Source organism: Bacteroides sp. AF25-5LB, assembly GCF_003602965.1.
Taxonomy (GTDB): domain Bacteria; phylum Bacteroidota; class Bacteroidia; order Bacteroidales; family Bacteroidaceae; genus Bacteroides; species Bacteroides uniformis.
In genome coordinates this window covers 243,430-257,917 of the sequence record NZ_QTMC01000002.1, presented here as the reverse complement: position 1 = coordinate 257,917, position 14,488 = coordinate 243,430, and the positions used below count along the sequence as shown (strand labels likewise).

Annotated in this window: 16 protein-coding genes and 1 pseudogene; all 17 read right to left on the bottom strand. The window is 46.2% G+C overall.

Features of this window, described 5'->3' with window-relative positions; translation table 11 throughout:
* Positions 1 to 4: 4 nt before the first annotated feature.
* The 17 genes and pseudogenes from DWY57_RS03275 to DWY57_RS03190 all read right to left on the bottom strand — a co-directional run bounded on the left by DWY57_RS03275 (position 5) and on the right by DWY57_RS03190 (position 14,486).
* Complete coding sequence (locus DWY57_RS03275) at positions 5 to 649, bottom strand: ATP-binding cassette domain-containing protein (RefSeq protein ID WP_119961338.1); 645 nt, start codon at positions 647 to 649, stop codon at positions 5 to 7.
* Between the two features lie 41 nt (positions 650 to 690).
* Positions 691 to 2,244, bottom strand: a complete 1,554-nt coding sequence (locus DWY57_RS03270) for a DUF4836 family protein (RefSeq protein ID WP_119961337.1) — start codon at positions 2,242 to 2,244, stop codon at positions 691 to 693.
* Between the two features lie 22 nt (positions 2,245 to 2,266).
* A complete protein-coding gene (locus tag DWY57_RS03265; protein WP_117964162.1) occupies positions 2,267 to 2,965 on the bottom strand; it encodes a 16S rRNA (uracil(1498)-N(3))-methyltransferase in 699 nt (232 codons plus the stop codon).
* 1 nt (position 2,966) lies between these two features.
* Positions 2,967 to 3,551 carry a bifunctional nuclease domain-containing protein gene (locus tag DWY57_RS03260; protein ID WP_117964163.1) on the bottom strand — a complete coding sequence of 195 codons (585 nt, stop codon included), beginning with the start codon at positions 3,549 to 3,551 and terminating at the stop codon, positions 2,967 to 2,969.
* Positions 3,552 to 3,577: 26 nt separating this feature from the next.
* A complete protein-coding gene (locus DWY57_RS03255) occupies positions 3,578 to 4,834 on the bottom strand; it encodes a nucleoside permease (RefSeq protein WP_117964164.1) in 1,257 nt (418 codons plus the stop codon).
* A gap of 233 nt (positions 4,835 to 5,067) precedes the next feature.
* Positions 5,068 to 5,450: pseudogene (locus DWY57_RS03250) on the bottom strand (hypothetical protein); the annotation flags it as partial.
* 102 nt (positions 5,451 to 5,552) lie between these two features.
* Positions 5,553 to 6,458: a hypothetical protein gene (locus DWY57_RS03240; RefSeq protein WP_117682422.1), complete on the bottom strand. Its 906-nt coding sequence runs from the start codon at positions 6,456 to 6,458 to the stop codon at positions 5,553 to 5,555.
* An 86-nt stretch (positions 6,459 to 6,544) separates the two neighbouring features.
* Positions 6,545 to 6,916: an SMI1/KNR4 family protein gene (locus tag DWY57_RS03235; RefSeq protein WP_119961336.1), complete on the bottom strand. Its 372-nt coding sequence runs from the start codon at positions 6,914 to 6,916 to the stop codon at positions 6,545 to 6,547.
* Positions 6,917 to 6,991: 75 nt separating this feature from the next.
* Positions 6,992 to 7,555 (bottom strand): hypothetical protein, encoded by a 564-nt coding sequence (locus DWY57_RS03230; RefSeq protein WP_004295267.1) that lies wholly within the window; start codon positions 7,553 to 7,555, stop codon positions 6,992 to 6,994.
* Positions 7,556 to 7,603: 48 nt separating this feature from the next.
* Complete coding sequence (locus tag DWY57_RS03225; protein WP_118033010.1) at positions 7,604 to 8,005, bottom strand: hypothetical protein; 402 nt, start codon at positions 8,003 to 8,005, stop codon at positions 7,604 to 7,606.
* 87 nt (positions 8,006 to 8,092) lie between these two features.
* Positions 8,093 to 8,317, bottom strand: coding sequence for a hypothetical protein (locus DWY57_RS03220; protein WP_029427360.1), 225 nt, complete (start codon positions 8,315 to 8,317; stop codon positions 8,093 to 8,095).
* 143 nt (positions 8,318 to 8,460) lie between these two features.
* A complete protein-coding gene (mobV, locus tag DWY57_RS03215; protein ID WP_117682424.1) occupies positions 8,461 to 9,828 on the bottom strand; it encodes a MobV family relaxase in 1,368 nt (455 codons plus the stop codon).
* A 162-nt stretch (positions 9,829 to 9,990) separates the two neighbouring features.
* The gene (locus DWY57_RS03210) at positions 9,991 to 10,359 is read right to left on the bottom strand and encodes a hypothetical protein (RefSeq protein ID WP_195527776.1); all 369 of its coding nucleotides are present in this window, start codon (positions 10,357 to 10,359) and stop codon (positions 9,991 to 9,993) included.
* Between the two features lie 76 nt (positions 10,360 to 10,435).
* The gene (locus tag DWY57_RS03205) at positions 10,436 to 10,828 is read right to left on the bottom strand and encodes a hypothetical protein (protein ID WP_005866999.1); all 393 of its coding nucleotides are present in this window, start codon (positions 10,826 to 10,828) and stop codon (positions 10,436 to 10,438) included.
* Between the two features lie 17 nt (positions 10,829 to 10,845).
* Positions 10,846 to 12,078: a site-specific integrase gene (locus tag DWY57_RS03200; RefSeq protein WP_005867000.1), complete on the bottom strand. Its 1,233-nt coding sequence runs from the start codon at positions 12,076 to 12,078 to the stop codon at positions 10,846 to 10,848.
* 563 nt (positions 12,079 to 12,641) lie between these two features.
* Positions 12,642 to 13,823 (bottom strand): class I SAM-dependent rRNA methyltransferase, encoded by a 1,182-nt coding sequence (locus DWY57_RS03195; RefSeq protein WP_119961334.1) that lies wholly within the window; start codon positions 13,821 to 13,823, stop codon positions 12,642 to 12,644.
* Positions 13,824 to 13,862: 39 nt separating this feature from the next.
* Positions 13,863 to 14,486, bottom strand: coding sequence for a 3'-5' exonuclease (locus tag DWY57_RS03190; protein WP_005826911.1), 624 nt, complete (start codon positions 14,484 to 14,486; stop codon positions 13,863 to 13,865).
* Positions 14,487 to 14,488 lie beyond the last annotated feature (2 nt).

The window sequence follows — 14,488 nt, the reverse complement described above, 5'->3', positions numbered from 1 at the left end:
ACATTTATAATTTATAAATTTCGTCATACTCTAGTTCCAGATGCTTACCTATGGAAGTCACTATGATTCCCGCTTCTTGGCGGCTGGCTTCTTCTGTCAGCAGTCTGCCCATGATTGTTCCGTTCTCGTTATCCAGATGGCTGATGGGTTCGTCCAGGAAGATGAAGTCGAAAGGCTGGCAGAGGCTGCGGATAAAGGCGACTCTTTGTTGCTGGCCAAAAGATAGCTTTCCGGCTTTTTCGTTTACCTTGTCGTCAATGCCGATGGCCTCAAAGAGGGTAAGGACTTCTTTCCTTTTTTTGAAATTGGTAAGCCGGTTCTTCAGTTGTATGTTCTCGATGGCGGTAAGTTCGGGAAAGATACGCAACTCCTGAAAAAGAATGCTGAGAGAGTGTTTGCGTATATCTATCCAGTCATTGACGGAGAGTGAACGGATATTGCGTTCATCAAAGTTGATGATTCCCTGATAATCGTGCCGATAGCCGTAAATATAGCTACAAAGCGATGACTTTCCGGTACCCGAAGCGGCTTCTATGAGATAACGTTTCCCTTTGTGGAACGTAATGTCCCGATGCCATACGTCTGAGGTAATGGCATCACGGTCGGCAAACACTTGAGGTAGTGTTTGCCGTAGGTGAATCCTATTCATGAGTGGTATTAATCCTTAATCTCTAATCTTTAATCCTTAAATTACATTCCTGCAAACTGCTTGATGAAGTCCACAATCTGTTTCAACGCATTTACATCCTTATTCTTCAGTTGCAGGGTAACGGTTGCCTTGTCCTCGTTACCGACAGCTTCCAGATACGAGATATTGCCGAGCAGCGAGTAATAGGTGCTATACTCTTGTCCGCCGAACCCAACAAGCAATTTTATAACGGGCAGGTCGAGTACGGCTTCCGCATTGATGACAAAGGCTGTACGCTTGCCTTTCAGACTGGAAGCGAAGTCTGTTTCTTTGGCAGACGGGTCAGCGGTCTTGCAGGCATTCTTATACAGCAGTTCGTCGTTGGTGGCGTACATTTGTTTGTCTCGTATGCCGAAGAAAATGTTGATAGCGCGTGATTTATAGACATATTCATTCTCATTCAATTTCACGATGTCTTCGCCGCGTTTCAGTCCCAGTTCGGACTTTTTCTCATAAAGGGCTTTCAGAGGAGCATCGTTCTTTACGCTGGCGTAGGCAAGGAAAGAAGGATTACTGTTCATGGTTACATTGATAAGGCCTATGGTCAGGTCGTTGTGGAAAGCACTGAACAAGTCCTTTACTTCAGCGGCTTTGGTAATGGAGAAATCGTTGCGGAACTGCTCATTCTCTTGCAGTACATTGTAGAACTCCTCTCCATTGATACCTATGCTGAGCAGTGCCAGCGTAGATTTGGGGAAATATTTCAGAAATGTGTTTTCGATGGGGCAAGTGCTTTTGGCCTGCTTTTCGAAGAGAGCTTTCAGTTCTGCATTCTCTGTATAGTTATCTATCTTCAGCTCAATTTTTCCTTTTTCGAAAGAGAGGCTTCCCAGCATCTTCAAATCTTTCAAATCAATACTTTGGGATATTCCGTAATTCAGCGGACTGGCATAGGCACTCAGCAGGCTGGAGGGAGTAATGAGCATGTTGACGTCTCCGTTCTGCTTTTGCATCTTCTTGAAAGCAGTATTGCTGTTGATACTGTTCTCTTCCGTCTGTTTCAGTAGGGCGGGTATTTCCTCCTTGACTTTTTCCAATTGCGATGTGCCGGTGTAGTTCACCACCATAAGCGTGGTGGGAGTGAAAGCGAGCAGTGCCTGCTTGTTGATTTGTGCAAAGCTGTAGCCGTCCGCTTCTGACACGTGGCTGATTATCTGTTCTTTCTCCGTAACTTCCAGCAGTTTCAGCAAGTCATCCTTGTTCTGAACCTTGGCTACCATGGTGGTGTAGGGGAACGAGGGAGCATTGAAGATATAGATGGGCGCATGAACGTCCACTCCCGATTTGGCAGGGTCTTTCAGTACAGCCTCCAATTGTTGGAAAGTGGCTGCATTCATATCGCTTTTCAAGGCATCTGTCAGCTTTTGCAGTGCTTCTTTAGTCTCTTTATCTTTGGTACCGGCCTTGTCTGCCAATGATTTTAAATTGACAGCGATGACTTGCGAGGCATCGGAGGGAATCACATTGGTATATTCCGACTTTTTGGACGAACAAGCGCTTATCAGCACGATGAGCATTGCCAGTACTGAGAAGTGGAAGAATAGGTTCTTTTTCATATAGTTTTTGTTTTAGTGAGTATCATTGATTCTGTAAGTTGAGGATGTGGCAGGCAACCAGTGCCGCCGTCTCTGTGCGCAGCCTTGATTTTCCCAGGCTGATGGGGATAAACCCGTTTTCCGCCGCCTTCCGGACTTCCTCTTCGCTGAAGTCTCCTTCGGGACCGATTAGTACGAGGGCATCCTCTCCGGGATGTACCATATCCTTCAAAAGCGGTTTTTCGCCTTCATAACAGTGGGCGATGAATTTCTGGCCCGGAAAAGGCTGTGTGATGAACTTGTTGAAGTCTGTCATCTCATTCAGTTGGGGCAGGCGTGCCTTGAGCGACTGCTTGATGGCGGAAACCAGTATTTTGGAAATGCGCTCCGTCTTGATGACTTTCCGTTCCGAGAAACGGCAGTTCAGGAATGTCAGTTCGTCAAACCCAATTTCCGTCGCTTTCTCGGCAAACCACTCTGTGCGGTCCATATTCTTGGTAGGCGCCATGGCAATGTGCAGATGACCTTTCCACAAGGGGGCTTGCGGAAGGGTTTCCAGGATATTCACCAGACAGCGCTTGTTTGTAGCCGTACTGATTTCGGCACGATAAAAGCAGCCTTTTCCGTCTGTCAACATGACCTCGTCTCCAGCCTGCAAGCGCAAGACGCGTACGGCGTGTGCGGCTTCCTCTTCGGGCAGCTCTGCGTGGGCTTGTATGTCGGGGGTATAGAATACGTGCATATTACAAATTGTTCTTGAGTTGGTTAATCTGGTCTCTTAGCTGTGCGGCACGTTCATAGTCCTCTTCATCGACTGCTTTTTGCAGGGCCGTTTTCAGTATGCCTATCGTGTCTTCCTGCAGCAGTTCGTCTTTGTCCGGTTCGCTGCCTTCCATCGGGTCGATGGAACCTTCGACGGTTTTCAGACATTCTGCTTCGAGGATGTCTTCGTAGACAAAGATAGGGGCATTCATGCGCAATGCCAGGGCAACGGCGTCGCTGGTACGCGCATCAATCCGGAGAATGGTTTCTTCGGCTTTCATATAAAGGTAAGAGTAGAATACTCCGTTGTCTACTTTATAGATAAGAATACGCATCAGTTTTACGCCCAGCACTTCAAGAACGGAAGCGAATAGGTTATGGGTCAGCGGACGGGGCGGTACAATACCTTTCATCTCGATGACCATAGCTTGTGCTTCGGTGGCACCTATAATAATCGGAAGCTGACGCTCGCCGCCCGCTTCACCCAGTACCAGGGCATAGGCGCCCGCTTGCGCCTGGCTGTTGGAAATGTTTAGTACTTGTAGTTCTATCTTCTTCTTATTCATACCTATTAAATCAACCTGATTTTCAATCAGTTTTTCTCTATTTTCTCCGGATTATGCTTATAGCGGAATACTATTCCAAATAACAGACCAATGACTAAGGCATATCCTGCAAAGATAAACCATACCGGTGTCCAGTCGCGGCTTACCAGTCCTCCGCCTTCGGCATATACCGAGAAGGCATCCACCACGGCTCCGCTGGCATAACCTCCGATGATGGCTCCCACACCGTTCGTCATCATGAAGAACAAGCCTTGTGCGCTGGCACGGATACTGGGATGTGCCTCCATTTCTGTAAACAGCGAGCCCGATACATTGAAAAAGTCAAATGCCATGCCGTAGACAATCATCGAGAGAATGAGCATCCAAAGTCCGCTTCCCGGGTCTCCGAGGGCGAAAAGCCCGAAACGGAATACCCATGCAAACATACTGATTAACATAACACGCTTGATTCCGAAATGTTTCAGGAAGAAGGGGATGGCAAGGATAAACAGCGTCTCACTCATTTGCGAGATGGAGAGCAGGATGACGGAGTGTTTCACACCGAACGAATCTGCATATTCCGGTATGGAAGCAAACGAACCCAGGAAAAGGTCACCATAGGTGTTTGTTATTTGGAGGGCGGCTCCCAGCAACATGGAGAATAGGAAGAAGATGGCCATCTTCTTGCGCTTGAACAGCACCAGTGCATCCAGTCCGAAAGCGGAGAGCATCGTTTTTCCTTCGCAGCGCATGGGAGGGCAGGCAGGCAGGGTGAAGGCGTAAAGCCCCAGCATGGCTGCCGAGATGGCTGCCACATAGAGTTGTGCCGCACTTGCCTTGAACCCGGTAAGGTCCACAGCCCACATGGCACAGATAAAGCCTACCGTTCCCCATACACGGATGGGGGGGAAGTCTTTCACCAAATCCATTTTATATCTTTCCAGCGCATTGTAGGACACGGTGTTGGCCAGGGATAGCGTGGGCATATAAACAAGCATGTTGAGCAGCATGGCCCAGTACATGTGGGTGTACGTAGTGGCAGTGGAAGCATAAATCAGAGCACCGGCACCGATGAGGTGAAGTATGCCGTAAAGGCGTTCGGCGTTTATCCATTTGTCGGCGATGATACCGGTCAGTCCGGGCATTATCAGTGAGGCTATACCCATGGTTGCAAAGATTGCTCCGATTTGTCCGCCTTCAAAATGTAACGTACCGCCCATGTAACCACCTAATGAAATCAGCCATGCTCCCCAAACGAAGAATTGCAGGAATTGCATGGCAGTGAGTCGGAATTTGATGCTCATAATATTAGCTTTTTATATTTTAGATTTTTCTCGGTTTGACTTAACCAATTGAGAAATAAACTTTTAGCGAATTATTTGAGAAATAGAGGTAACGATTTAGCAACTGTGCGAATTTCAGCGTTTTGCGTTGCTATGCTGTCAAATAACTCTTTCATTTGCAAATATAACATCTTTTTCCGAAAGTACGAACTTTCGGTGGCAATTTTATAAAATCAACTTGCGAAAAAAGAAAATCATTCATCCCATTCATGGGTTGTGTCATCGGTGGCGTTGTACTGTTTCCAACGTCCCGATTTCTCGCCGTCGTGTATTGTCCCTCGATGGTTATATAGGGTTTTCCGTCCCGTGTCGATTCCACATGATAAGAGCCGTCAAGTTTTCCGTTACGGTAGTGTCGTGTAGTCCTGTTGTGAAGCGTGCGCCCATCCTCGAAAATCTCCCATTCCTCACCCTCTTTTTTTCCGTCTATATAATGAGATTCAAAAATCTGCTCACCCGCCTTGCTGTCAAAGCGGCGTTCCCGTCCGCTCTCCACACTCTGCCTATACTCCTTTTCGGTTTCCATTTTGCCGTTATGAAAATAGGTCTTTACAGTTCCGTCTATCTTGCCTTGGCGGCATGGGCGGCTCTCCGCAGCTTGCAGTAAATACGGTTGCCAAAAGTATGATTATGATAGGTGTTCTCATTTTCTTACTTGCAAAATAAGGTTTGTAGCGTACTAATAGACACGAACATTCAACACTTTTCCATTAAACAGTTCCACATAACGATTATCTGAAAAACTCCATGTTTCAAGCGTTCCGTTTTCCTTTTTTATTTCTGATTTCCGATAAGGTTCACCCCACGCAACGACAACCATTTCTTTCGTCATTCCGGTATCTACTTTCCTGAACGCTATCTGCTTGCCAAAATTATCGCCATACTGTTCTTTCAGCAAGGAAATACGCTTGGCACTTACGAACTCGTAAACTTCATCACCTATTGGGAAGGCTTCTACCTTAACGCTGTCTGCCCCCTCCATAATCAGAAACGCCCCGTCACTGTTCATTTTCAAGCCTATATCCATACAATGGTATTCAGTACCTTCAGGCGGTGTTATGATTTGTCCGTCCTCGGTTTCTACCCGTTTGGCAAGTGAGAAGAATGCCTGCCCAATGTATCTTTTCAGCTTCTCATAGAAGCCCAAACAGGTCATACATAGAGGATAACGATAAGGATTGTAGTAAATTTCATCTCCACTTTCTTTTTCACGCAACAGAATACAGCATCCTGTTCCTTTAGTCCAGACTTTCAGAACCTCATAATACTTTCCCACCACAGATTTTGCAGGAGTTACACTTACACCATCCATTTGATATACCGGCTGCTTCTCACCATCGAGGAAGTTGCCCGTGAAGAATACCTCGTAGTAACCACGACTGTCATTTTTCGCTCCATGCATATAGAGGGTCTGGCCGGGCAATGAAGCAAAACTCCGACTTTCCACGTTTGTAAGGCTGTCATAAGGTTGTGCATTCTGCACAGTGTACTCTTTCAAACCGTCATTCTTGGGGATTATGTTGAGTTGAGCTACTGCATACAAGCTACAACTCAAGAATAACATTATAAATGGAATTGTTCTCATACTTAACTTATTCTAATTATCGTAATATTCGGTGGATAATGTGATGCAGCTAATCGCCTTTTGGGGCGATTAAGGTGTGTTAGTGTTTATTTTTCATTTCTGCCTATGAAATCAAAGATATTGTCCGATTCCTTTTCCATTTCCAAAGAACCTAAAGCACCTAAATCATTTGAATATATAGCATTATCATTGGGGTTATCGACATTTATGAAGTACCCTAAATCCCCATCTTGTCCTATCATAAAATAATTTGGCTCAAAGTCTTTTATTTGATATGTTTTATTTCTTTCCTCTAAATCAGAGTATGAATACAGACATATCCCAGAATTCTCTACTTCATACACATTTCCATCATTGATTTCAGCTAAAAATTCAATATAAAGTGATGGGAAAGTAATGTTGAGCTTTGCTTGAAGTTCAGTAATCCTCTTGTTTATTTCTTTATTGTCAACTGTCATAGCTTTATATTTTATTTATTAAAAACACTAATGTTTGGTGGCTAACTAACCTTTATAGGAATGTTCAGCCGCTTGTTATAATAAGTTTCCAATATCAAAGCCTAATTCTTTTAATACATTTGTTTGTTCTTTTTGGTATTCCAAAGTTCCACTATGGATAAAATCTTTATTTACAATATAGCTATTGGGGAAATCCTTGTAATACCTCATTAGAAAGTCTGGTATAATTTCATAAGTATTAAAACAAAATAAAATCTTACCGGATTTTACTAATCTAATAAACTCCTCTTTACTTTCACATTGATAAAGGTTCCCATCTTCATGAAAAACTCTACATTGATCAAGAAATAATTTCATGTTGAAATTAGCAAAATTAGCTAAATATTGAGGGCGTTGCCACCGTGCAATATCTGTACAGTTTGGAGATGATACGACTTTTTCCCATATACCTCGTTTTATAGGAAAAGAGTTACAGCTAAAATAGAGACGATAATGGGTTTGAGCAAATGTCTCTTCATTCAGTTCGCCTTCTAATGATGAAAAAACGCCATAACAGTCGTTTGTCAAAAGTCTTACATAATACAATTCACCACTTCGACCATTAATTTTATAAATTGCCCCCAACTCATATTTTGCCATAATGCTTTGATTTTTATTTATTATAATGTTCGGCAGCGTTCCGCTTATTCAGTCGGTCTGCTGTTTGTTATCGGTAATCAATTCATTATGAAATTCGGTACATAAAAGTTCCATTACATCATCGTATGCATCTATTATTATGTGATGAAGTCCCTTTGAGGAATAGGTGGGCTTTACAATCTCTCGTATAGATGACACTGTTTGCCCTTTACCTTTGATATTGTTTTCAAACATTTCGTAATCGTACAACTGGAATTTCATTACTCCATTGAATACAAATTTCAGATTAATATCACTCATCGAGTTGTCAAAAAAATCACATAGACTATTATTCCAGACATTAACATACACTTCGATTGTTCGAGTATCTACAATATTGATATGCTCAATTATTATAGCATCTCGTCCACCAATAAAGCCTATGCTTGTTATTATATCTTTTATTTCCATTCTTTTGAACTTTACCGATAATGTCTGGCAGCTAATCGACCTTTATGGGCGATTGAGGTGCATGTTACTGATACATTCTTTTAATTCTTATATCCTTTCTAATTCATATAAAACTTCTTTCAGTAAGTCATATTCTTTATTATTCAAATCTCCATGCGCTAATAATCCGCAAAGATTAGAATATATCTTATCATAGATTTGTGGATCAGCATCATTCTGGAAGGAATGTATTAGTTTCTTATAAAACTCATTCCTACTTTCCGATAGCTCTGTCATTTGCTCCAATTTTCTAATAAGTTCTTTCGTATTCATTCTTATCGGTAACATTGTGCTAACAGCGAAATCAGCTGTTATTTTCTTCAAGTATATCACCTTGCGAACAAATATAAAAAAAGTGCGGTACACCACGAACGGCGTACCGCACTTTTTTCGGCAAATCGGGCAGGATTTAACATTTATAGCTTGAATCCCTTGCCTTTCCTTTGCGGTTGTATAGGTCGGCGTATGTTCTGCCTTAACTTCTCGAACTGTTCCTTAAACCACTCGGCAATGGGCTTTCGGTCGATGGCAAGAACCAATTTAGCCCCGTCCGTGGGGTCTTTCAGCACTTGGAAACCTGCCCTTTCGGTCGTGAATTTCCGTCCGTGTTCCTCCGAGTAGAGTTCCCCTGCATACTCCAACGGTTTTCCCTTGACGAGCGTTGCGGTCTGCCTTTCATCGAACCCGACAAGGCGGCAAAGGTTTTCGATACGGAGCATTTCACGGAAATAGGGAAACCATGCCGCAGCCTTTGCGATTACCGTTTTCAAGAAAGATATTTCCTCCTTGTGCTTCGTTTCCTTGTCCGCTATCTCCCTGCGGTGCTTCCGTTCTACTTCCGCCATCTGTCGGCTGTGGTCTGCCTGCATGGTCTGTATTCTGTCTTGCAGGGCTTCGATGGTTTCCTCGTGGTCGGCTACCTCCCTATGCAGGGCGGTGTTCTCCCTTTCCAGCGTCTTGACCTTGTTACTGCCGAAAAGAGAACCGACACTCTCGGCGATGTTGGCGGCTGCGACGGTTGCCGCCCCTTTCAGCTTCTCGGTCTGTATTTCTTTTTTCGCCCGTCTTAGTTCTTCCCGTGCCGTTTCTTTCTGCTGCTGCAAATCCACCACTTCCGCTTTGAGGTCGTCGGAGAGTTTCTGTATATCCCGATAATACTGCTGCGTGGACTTGTGACGAGCTTTCGAGCCGTCTATGCCCCTTTGCAGCCCGTATTTCGCCATCGCCACGGCATAGGTATCTTGGTAGGACTTCAATTTCAGCCGTGTCATAATATCGTCTGCGCACAGCCTCACGGTGTCGGTCGGCTTCTTGCGGTATCGCTTCTTCGTCTGTTCCTCCCTTTTCCTGCGCTTTCGCTCTCCTTTGACGATGGGGACGAGCGTGACGTGTATGTGCGGCGTTTCCTCGTCCCTGTGCAGGTGAGCCGCCACGATGTTCTCCTTTCCGAACGTGTCGGCGAAGTATTTCAGATTGTCGGCGCACCACTCGTCCAAACGCCCCTCTTCCTCTATCCGCTTCATGTCCTCGTGCGTTCCCGACACGTTGATGCGGATTGCCCGTACTTGGTTGCTTCCGATTTTGCGTGTCAGCCCCGCTTCTTCTAATCTCTGCTGTATAGCCGCCGAACGGTCTTTCACCCCGTCGGGGTATTCGATAAGCCTGCGGTTCAGGTGCGTGCGTGTGGGGTCGGCGTTCTTCGGTATGATGAAACGCTCGATATGTGCGGTCGTTCCGCTGTCGCTGCCGTGCGCCTTTTCCATGTGTAAAACTACGAAACCCATATATTCTTCCTTTCTTTTTTGGCTTGTGAAACAATGATTTTTTGTATTTTCGGGGGCGGCAAATGCCGTCCCCGATGGGGTGTGCAGAGGGGCTTGCCCCTTGCCTTATTGGGGAATTTTCAGCGATACGTAGTATTGCGGCTCGGAAAATTCCCTAATAAGCTACGGTATTTTCTCCGCAAATACCCTGCGGCGTGCCGTCCGTCTGCCCGTCTGCCTTTCGGCGGTGGCTGTCCCTGCCGCCTGCTTGCCCGTAACCCCCACCTTATTATTTTTCCCTTTCGGTCGGTGGTGGGCGGCGGGGCGGTCGTTTCCGTTTTCAAAGGCTCTTTTGCACGGGGCGGTCGGATACAAGGTTTTCCCGATAAATACGCTCGCAGCGAAGCGAGAGGAAGATTTATCGGGAAACGGCGCAGCCGCCTGACCTTTTAGCCGACATAAAGCCCCGTGCTTGCTTTGCCTTTGTAAACGGAAATGATTGCTCCGCTTTCCTCTGAAAAGAGGAATAGAACCTGCAATATATATCACCATAGTGATAGGTTTGCATGTTTGCATGCCGGTATGTTGGTACGTTTGCATGTTGGTATGTTGATATGTTGGTGTATCATCATGCTTTCCAACGGCTGTTGGGCTTGCCGTCCGAAACAACCGACACGAATACCGTCGTTTTCTCTTTTCGCCCGTGTATAATCCTCTCTAATAATGCCCTGCGGACTTTCGCCGCCCCGAACGACTCGATACGGAAAGCGAGGGCGGCTATCGTTTCGAGGTTGTAAACCTCGATGTAACTTCTCTCCGGTAAGCGGATAAGGCGTTTTATGCCGTACTCTTTCAAAACTCCGCTTTTGCAGAGTGCCTTTATCCCTGCCCGAACCGTCGGGGCGATAACCCCGAACAGTTCGCAGATTTCCCGCTCGGTCATGGCGGTTGCACCTATATCGCTCGGCAGGGAGATATTGCCCTGCCCGTCCATCGTGATAATGTTCCTTTCTTCTTTCATCGGGATTCTGTTTTTAATTAGATGGCTCGGCAGATATTCTTCTCCATATCCTCCAACTTGTGCGACAGGGTTTCCATGTCTTGGCTTATCTTCTGGGCGGTGATTTTGGCGTAAATTTGGGTGGTCTTTATGTTGGTATGCCCCAAAAGACGGCTCACCGTTTCGATGGGTACGCCGTGCGACAGAAGCACGGTCGTGGCGTTCGTGTGTCTTGCAACATGGTAGGTCAAACGTACCTTGAAGCCGCATTGTCTGCCTATCTCTTTGAGTATCTTGTTGCAACTGCCGTTACTCGGAACGGGGAAAACATGACCGTCCCGAGCCAGTCCCTTGTATTTCTCTATGATACACTTGGGAACGTCCAAAAGACGGATGTTCGATTCGGTGTTGGTCTTCTTTCTTCGGGTGATTATCCAAAGGTTGCCGTCGAAGAATGTTTGCAGGTGGTCGGCGGTGAGGTTCTTCACGTCCGAATACGCCAAACCCGTGAACACCGAAAAGACGAACAAGTCCCGTACAAGTTCATGGGTGGCATTCTTCATGGGTGCGTCCATGAGCGTCTGTATCTCCGTTTGGGTGAGGTAGCCCCTATCCACGCTTTCGGGAGAGTTGATATATCCGGCAAAGGGATTGAACGGCAAACGTCCGTCGTTTCTCGCTATCGAAACGATGTGCTTCAACGCAATCATGTAGCCCCACACGGTATTGGTGCGGCATTTCTTCTCCGTGCGCAGAAAATACTCGAAATCGTTGATGAACGTGAGGTTGAGTTCCTTTAACGGGATGTCCTCACGCTTGTAGGTATGGGGCAGGAACTCCCGAATATGGTTGCAGACCGTCCGATAACGGGTAAATGTACCCTGCGCCCTGCTGTGCCCGACTTTCTTCTCAAACTCGGCGTTGTGCTGCTCGAACAGCTTCAGCAAGGTTTCCTGCTTGATGCCGATACCAAGATAGGCGTCTTTGAGTTTGGCGGCGGTAACATATCCGTCCGTCTGCATTAACTCTTGATAGCGGCGGTTTACCTCCACACGGATTTTATCTACCGCAAGGTTGATTCTCTGCGCTTCGACGCTCTTGCCCGAAGCACGGCTGTTCTTCACGTCCCACAACCGTGGGGGAACGTCCATCTTGCAACTGAACTGTTTAATCTCGCCGTCCACCGTGATACGGCACATCAGAGGCAGGTTGCCGTTCGGCTTCTCGCTGCCTTTCTTCACGTAAAATAATACCTTGAATGTACTTCGCATAACTCACTCCTTTTTTTGGTTACAAAATTAGTTATTAGTGAGTTACCGACTGCTATGCAAAATTACGCAAATCACAGAAACAGAACCATTTAGCAAGAAATTCACACCCGTTACGGGGGTAATGAGGTGGTAACTGAACTTCTGCGCTGTTTGGCTTCGAGGTGGTATTTCGTTGGCTCTGCCCCATAGAAAAACAAAGCGTAACGAACACTCTATCAGCTAATTCGCTACGCTTTGCCCAAATTTACTTTTTCGCTATGTGTTTATTTTAAATTATGTAATAGATGCAAATGTACAATGAGACTAGGAGAAAAACAAGTTCTGTACGGCTTTTTCTTCAACGAAAGAGATTAATGAGGGATGGATTTTGGGAAGGAATGTATTATAAAAAAAGAAGGGTATCTATCCCAGACACCCAATCTTTATTAACCTTAAATCTAATACCATGAAAAACACAGTGCAAATATACACGGTTTATGTTATATAACATACTGTTTTGACGTTTTTCTGCTTTTTATTAACTCTATTTAAGAAAAGCAGGCTAACAAAGCCTGCTTTTTCCTTTATTCTACATATAGAACCAGTCCTTTCAGGTATTCCCCTTCCGGATGATAGATGCTGACCGGGTGGTCGGCAGGTTGTGTCAGTTGGTGCAGGATGCGTACGCTGCGGCCGGACATGGCAGCGGCTGTGAACACGGCCGTGCGGAAGTTCTCTTTACTGACGGCTTGCGAGCACGAGAAAGTGAAAAGAATACCTCCGGGCTTGATTTTTTCGAAAGCCTTGACATTGAGTTTGCGGTAGCCTTGCAGGGCATTACGCAGGGCATCGCGGTGCTTGGCAAAAGCAGGAGGGTCAAGAACTATCAGGTCGTATTGGTCGCCCATGCGGTCCAGGTATTTGAAGGCATCTTCTGCATAGGCGGCATGGCGGGTATCACCCGGGAAGTTCAGTTCGATGTTCTTGTTAGTCAAGTCGATGGCTTTGGCGGAGCTGTCCACGGAATGCACCAGTTTGGCGTCTCCACGCATGGCATATACGGAGAAGCCGCCGGTATAGCAGAACATATTCAGTACGCTGCGGCCTTTGGCATATCGTTCCAGTAGCGAACGGTTCTCGCGTTGGTCTACGAAGAAACCGGTTTTTTGGCCTTTCAGCCAGTCGATGTGGAACTTCAGGCCGTACTCCATGGCTACATTGTCCGTGCTGCCGCCTTTCAAGAAACCATTCTCCGGATAGAGGTCGGCCTTGAAGGGAAGGGTCGTCTCCGATTTGTAATAGATATTGTCAATCTGGCTGCCCATCCCTTCGGTAAGGGCATCGGCAATGGCCATGCGGTCGAGGTGCATGCCGGCAGAATGTGCCTGCATCACTGCGGTGCGGGCATAAATGTCGATAACCAGCCCCGGCAGGTTGTCTCCCTCCCCGTGCACCAGGCGATAGGTGTTGTTTGTCGGGTTTCCGGCTATGCCGATACTGCGGCGCATATCGTATGCTATGCTGAGTTTGTGTTTCCAGAAGTCCGCATTGATTTCTTCGTCTTGGCGGAAGGTCAGTACGCGTACGGCGATACTGCCAATCTGAAAATGCCCTTTGGCTATGAATTCCTTTTTGGATGTATAGATTTCAACTACTTCCCCTTCTTCGGGTTCTCCGTCGAAATGTGCGATGGCGCCGGAAAACACCCACGGGTGAAAACGCTTTAATGACTCCTCTTTATTGGGTTTAAGGTATACTTTGTACATATATATAATGTGATTAATGTGGTAATGTGATAATGTGCATCACATTACCACATTATTATTGGCTTCTATCTCAAAATCTCCTGTCCGTTTCAGTTCTTGCAGCTTGTTGTAGATGTTGAGGCATGCCCAGGCATCGGTGGCGGCATACAGTTTCTGCGGTTCGGTCAAGGTTTCGGCTTCCCAGTTGGAAAGGCGCTGGCTTTTCGAAATCTTTTCCCCGAAGAGGATGGCGTATATCTTCTGCAGGCTTTTGTCCTGGATGCCGAAAGCGCGGACATATTCCTGCAATTCGATGCAGGCATGCTGTTCGAAGGGCGCGCGTTTGTGCAGCATCATGAAGTCGTCCCGCAAGGAAAGGCCTACTTTCGTTACACTCGGGTTTTCCAGCAATGTGATAACCGGCAGAGTCAGTCCCGTCAGGTTGAGGCGGAACAGAAAGCAATGTTCCTCTGAAGAAATCTGCAGCAGGGCTACCTTGTGTATCTGTCCTTTTGTGAACGACGGACGGGTTTCGCTGTCTATGCCCAGCAACGGGCAGGACTTCAGATAGGCAACTGCCTTCTCCGCTTCCCACGGTGTCTGTACGACATGTATCTGTCCCGGAAAGGCGGCTTTGGGCAGGTCTTTCACTGTTTCTTTATCTATTGTTCTTTTGATAACCATAA

Coding starts and splice junctions, on each gene's coding strand:
- DWY57_RS03190 (WP_005826911.1), bottom strand. CDS start 14,486: ATGGTTATCAAAAGAACAATAGATAAAGAAACAGTGAAAGACCTGCCC.
- DWY57_RS03260 (WP_117964163.1), bottom strand. CDS start 3,551: ATGAATAAGAAGAAGATAGAACTACAAGTACTAAACATTTCCAACAGC.
- DWY57_RS03220 (WP_029427360.1), bottom strand. CDS start 8,317: ATGAATACGAAAGAACTTATTAGAAAATTGGAGCAAATGACAGAGCTA.
- DWY57_RS03270 (WP_119961337.1), bottom strand. CDS start 2,244: ATGAAAAAGAACCTATTCTTCCACTTCTCAGTACTGGCAATGCTCATC.
- DWY57_RS03200 (WP_005867000.1), bottom strand. CDS start 12,078: ATGCGAAGTACATTCAAGGTATTATTTTACGTGAAGAAAGGCAGCGAG.
- DWY57_RS03195 (WP_119961334.1), bottom strand. CDS start 13,823: ATGTACAAAGTATACCTTAAACCCAATAAAGAGGAGTCATTAAAGCGT.
- DWY57_RS03230 (WP_004295267.1), bottom strand. CDS start 7,555: ATGGCAAAATATGAGTTGGGGGCAATTTATAAAATTAATGGTCGAAGT.
- DWY57_RS03255 (WP_117964164.1), bottom strand. CDS start 4,834: ATGAGCATCAAATTCCGACTCACTGCCATGCAATTCCTGCAATTCTTC.
- DWY57_RS03235 (WP_119961336.1), bottom strand. CDS start 6,916: ATGACAGTTGACAATAAAGAAATAAACAAGAGGATTACTGAACTTCAA.
- DWY57_RS03205 (WP_005866999.1), bottom strand. CDS start 10,828: ATGAAAGAAGAAAGGAACATTATCACGATGGACGGGCAGGGCAATATC.
- DWY57_RS03210 (WP_195527776.1), bottom strand. CDS start 10,359: ATGGTGATATATATTGCAGGTTCTATTCCTCTTTTCAGAGGAAAGCGG.
- DWY57_RS03275 (WP_119961338.1), bottom strand. CDS start 649: ATGAATAGGATTCACCTACGGCAAACACTACCTCAAGTGTTTGCCGAC.
- DWY57_RS03240 (WP_117682422.1), bottom strand. CDS start 6,458: ATGAGAACAATTCCATTTATAATGTTATTCTTGAGTTGTAGCTTGTAT.
- mobV (WP_117682424.1), bottom strand. CDS start 9,828: ATGGGTTTCGTAGTTTTACACATGGAAAAGGCGCACGGCAGCGACAGC.
- DWY57_RS03225 (WP_118033010.1), bottom strand. CDS start 8,005: ATGGAAATAAAAGATATAATAACAAGCATAGGCTTTATTGGTGGACGA.
- DWY57_RS03265 (WP_117964162.1), bottom strand. CDS start 2,965: ATGCACGTATTCTATACCCCCGACATACAAGCCCACGCAGAGCTGCCC.